This window comes from Nonomuraea cypriaca, from assembly GCF_015645445.1.
GTDB classification, from domain to species: Bacteria; Actinomycetota; Actinomycetes; order Streptosporangiales; family Streptosporangiaceae; genus Nonomuraea; species Nonomuraea cypriaca.
Map to the genome: position 1 here is coordinate 1 of NZ_JADOGI010000447.1, position 3,191 is coordinate 3,191.

A 3,191-nucleotide genomic window follows, 5' to 3' on the forward strand; every position below is an offset into this window, starting at 1 on the left:
GCCCCTCACCGTGCCTCCGCCCCTGACCGGTTTGCACGCCCTGCCGCGCCTTCCACCCTGACCGGCCCTTCCCCGTGCATCCGCCCCTGATCGGTTGGCATCCTTCCTGTGGCTCCGTCGTGCATACGGTCGCTGGTTGGCCGCTTGCTTATCCATGCTTGTTTATCCACAGGCGCGGCCGGAGGCGGCGGCGTTATCCCCAGAATCCCGCTCTGCCCGACGCCGCCCACACCCCTTCATCGATCCTGTACGCCTCCAGACTCGATCCGATCCGATCCACGGAGGCCACCCATGAAGATCGCTCTCCCGTTGCCAGGCACGCTGGCATCCCTGTTCGTCATCGCGATGGAGGATGTGCTCCTCGATGTCGAGTCGTATGTGCCCTGGCGCATCGGCGGGCCGTACAAGAAGGCCACGATCAGCGCCGTGAGCACCGGAGCCCTGACCGTGACCCGCCACGCCAGCCCGTGGAAACCGACCGGCATCAACCTCACGGACGACGAGAGACGCCGCCTCCGGCGGACCAAACACCACGTCGTCGTGTCCTCGACCGCGCCGCCGCACCACCTGCCCGGCAACGCACAGGTGGCCCGCGCCGTGGCCAGAGCGCTGGCCCGCGAATCCGACGGCCTCCTGATCGACCCCCTGACCGGCGCCACCATCCTCACCCGCGGGAGATGCGTGGGCGAGCCCCCGGATTTCCGCCTCAACGACGACTGGCTGGCCTGGGACGTGCAGGTCCACGATGCCGCCACCTGCCCACCGTGGTACCCGGCGGACACGAGCGTGTGCGACTGCCTGCGGGTGACCTCACGCGGCCTGCGCCGCTTCGCCCTGCCCGAGATCACCCTCGACGGCGCCGCCTGCGCCCACAACCTGTGCGCGACCAACCTCCTCCGCACGGTCGCCAATCGCCTGGTCGCGGACCATCTGGCCTACCTCACCACCCACCCGGACGCCGTCGAGCGCCAGATCGACGACGTCCTCCACATCCAACCGTCAGACCAGCCCGACGGCACAGGTGCGCCCTTCGCCGTGCACCTGACCCCGTATGACGTGGGGGCGGGAGAGTTGGGCCGCACAGGCAGCATCCGCCGCCTGAAGGTCGGCCCGGCCCCCGGCACGGGCCGCGACGTCACCTGCCTCAAGGTCGGCCCACCCTCGGGCTTCACCGGTTCCCTGAACGACTGGCTGTGCGTAACCCAGGGAGTCGGCCAAGCCGTACCGACCTCGATCGACCCCCACACCTCAGAGCCGGCACCAGCCCTGGCGGCGTGACAGGACACCCGTGCGAGACCAGCGTCACGTCACAGCGACAATCGGCCTGCCCCACCGCCCGTCCTTAAGCGTGATCCCGTGTCAGCTTCTCGGCCCTGAACTGAAGGACCGAGCTTACAGCTCTGGGACGTACCTGGCGGGTACGGTTCAGGCCGCGTCGTCGGCAGCGTGACTCACTGCCCAGCCCGCTGCACCGCGCGCTGCGATTCCTGCCGGCCCTGAGGTGAAGGGGCCGGAGTTCCTTCGCATGGGTCGGATCTTTGTGCGCCACCCCCTCTCTGCTCTACTGGTAGTAGTACTACTAGGGGTAGAGGAATTTGGGCATGCATGTTCTCATTGTGGGAGCCGGCATCGCGGGGCTGGCGGCGGCCAGGGGATTACGAGCCGCCGGGCATTCGGTGACCGTGCTCGAACGGGCGCCCGCGCTGCGGGACACCGGTTGCGCGCTGACGCTGTGGAGCAACGGCACGGCGATCCTGGATGATCTCGGCGTACGGATGGACGGGGCGGGGCAGCGCATCGACGCCATCGAGGTCCGCAGCGCGCGAGGGCGTCCGGTGATGGTGGTGGACACCGGACGGCTCGAGGCGAGGTTGGGCGCTCCGGTGGTGGTGATTCCGCGCCCGTCGCTGCTCGCCAGGCTCGCCGAGGGGTTGCCGGAGGAGACCTTTCGGTTCGGCGCCCGCTTCGCCCGGCTCCACGACGACGGCCGGTCCGTACGGGTCGAGACCGAGGACGGCGCGGAGTACTCGGGCGACCTGCTCATCGGCGCCGACGGCGTGAACTCCCCGGTGCGCGCGGCGCTCTTCGGCGAGGGACCCGATGCCGACACCGGCGCGCTGCCGACCGGGGCGGCCACCTGGCAGGGCCTGATCAGAGCGCCTTTCGACATCGGCAGTCGCGCTCTGCTGTTCCTCGGGCGGAGAGGGACTGTCGGGCTGAACCCCTCCGGCGACGGCCTGCTGCAGTGGCTCATCGATTTCCGGTGGCGGCCGGGCGACGGCTTCCCCCGCCCTGAGCACGCGCTCGCCGCACTCAGGACGCAGTACGGGGAGTGGGGCTCGCCCGTCCCCGAACTGCTGGCCGCCCTGTCGGACAAGGACCTCGAACTCTTCCCGCACCGCCGCCACCCCGCCCCACTCCGATTTGGACGCGGCCGGAGTTTCCTGATCGGCGACGCGGTGCACGCGATGCCCCCCATCCTGGCCCAGGGCTCCGGCCAAGCGCTGGAAGACGTCGCGGCGCTGCTGCACGGCCTCGCGGGCGCCTACGGCCGGGGCGCCGATGGCCGGGGCGCCGATGGCCGGGGCACCGTTGGCTGGGGCGGCGATGGTCGGGGCGCCGATTCGGATCCGGCCACGGTGCTGCACGCGTACGGGCAGAGCCGTCGGCGGCAGGCCGTGCTGGCCGCCCGAGCGGCCACCCAGGGCGTCGCGACCGCCGGACCGCAGACCCTGTTCCAGAGCGAGGCAGCGCTGTGCGGGGCCGTCGCCATGCCCGACCGCCTGGCGACCTGGCTGATCGAGAAACTGATCCGAGGAGTCAGCGGCCGGCTCTGAGCCCCGCGTCCCAGCACCGGACACCTGCCGACCCCGGTGTCCCACCACCGGGCGCCCGTGGCGCCTGCGTCTCAGGGCCGGGTTCCTGTGATGTCGGCGTCTCAGCACCGGCACATGTGGCACCCGTGTCCCAGCGGCCAATGCCTGCGACACCTGTCGTCCCAGCGCCGGGAACCTGCGGCGCCGGTCTCAGCGCCGGGAACCTGCGGCGCCGGTGCCTCAGTGCCGGGAACCTGCGGCGCCGGTGTCGTAACGGCGGGCACCTGTGGCGCCGGTGGTTTCAGCGGTGGGTGCCGGTGGCTCGGCGGTGGGGAGGTTCGGTCGGTGCCGGGCGGATCGTCAGGGGGTGGGGTC

General features: G+C 71.1%; 2 protein-coding genes. Both read left to right on the forward strand.

All coding sequences use genetic code 11. The annotated features are described in order from the left end of the window. The first annotated feature begins 291 nt into the window (after positions 1-291). Positions 292-1,278, forward strand: coding sequence for a hypothetical protein (locus ITP53_RS54605; protein ID WP_195903354.1), 987 nt, complete (start codon positions 292-294; stop codon positions 1,276-1,278). 323 nt (positions 1,279-1,601) lie between these two features. Next, positions 1,602-2,837 (forward strand): FAD-dependent oxidoreductase, encoded by a 1,236-nt coding sequence (locus ITP53_RS54610; protein ID WP_195903355.1) that lies wholly within the window; start codon positions 1,602-1,604, stop codon positions 2,835-2,837. The last annotated feature ends 354 nt before the right edge of the window (positions 2,838-3,191 follow it).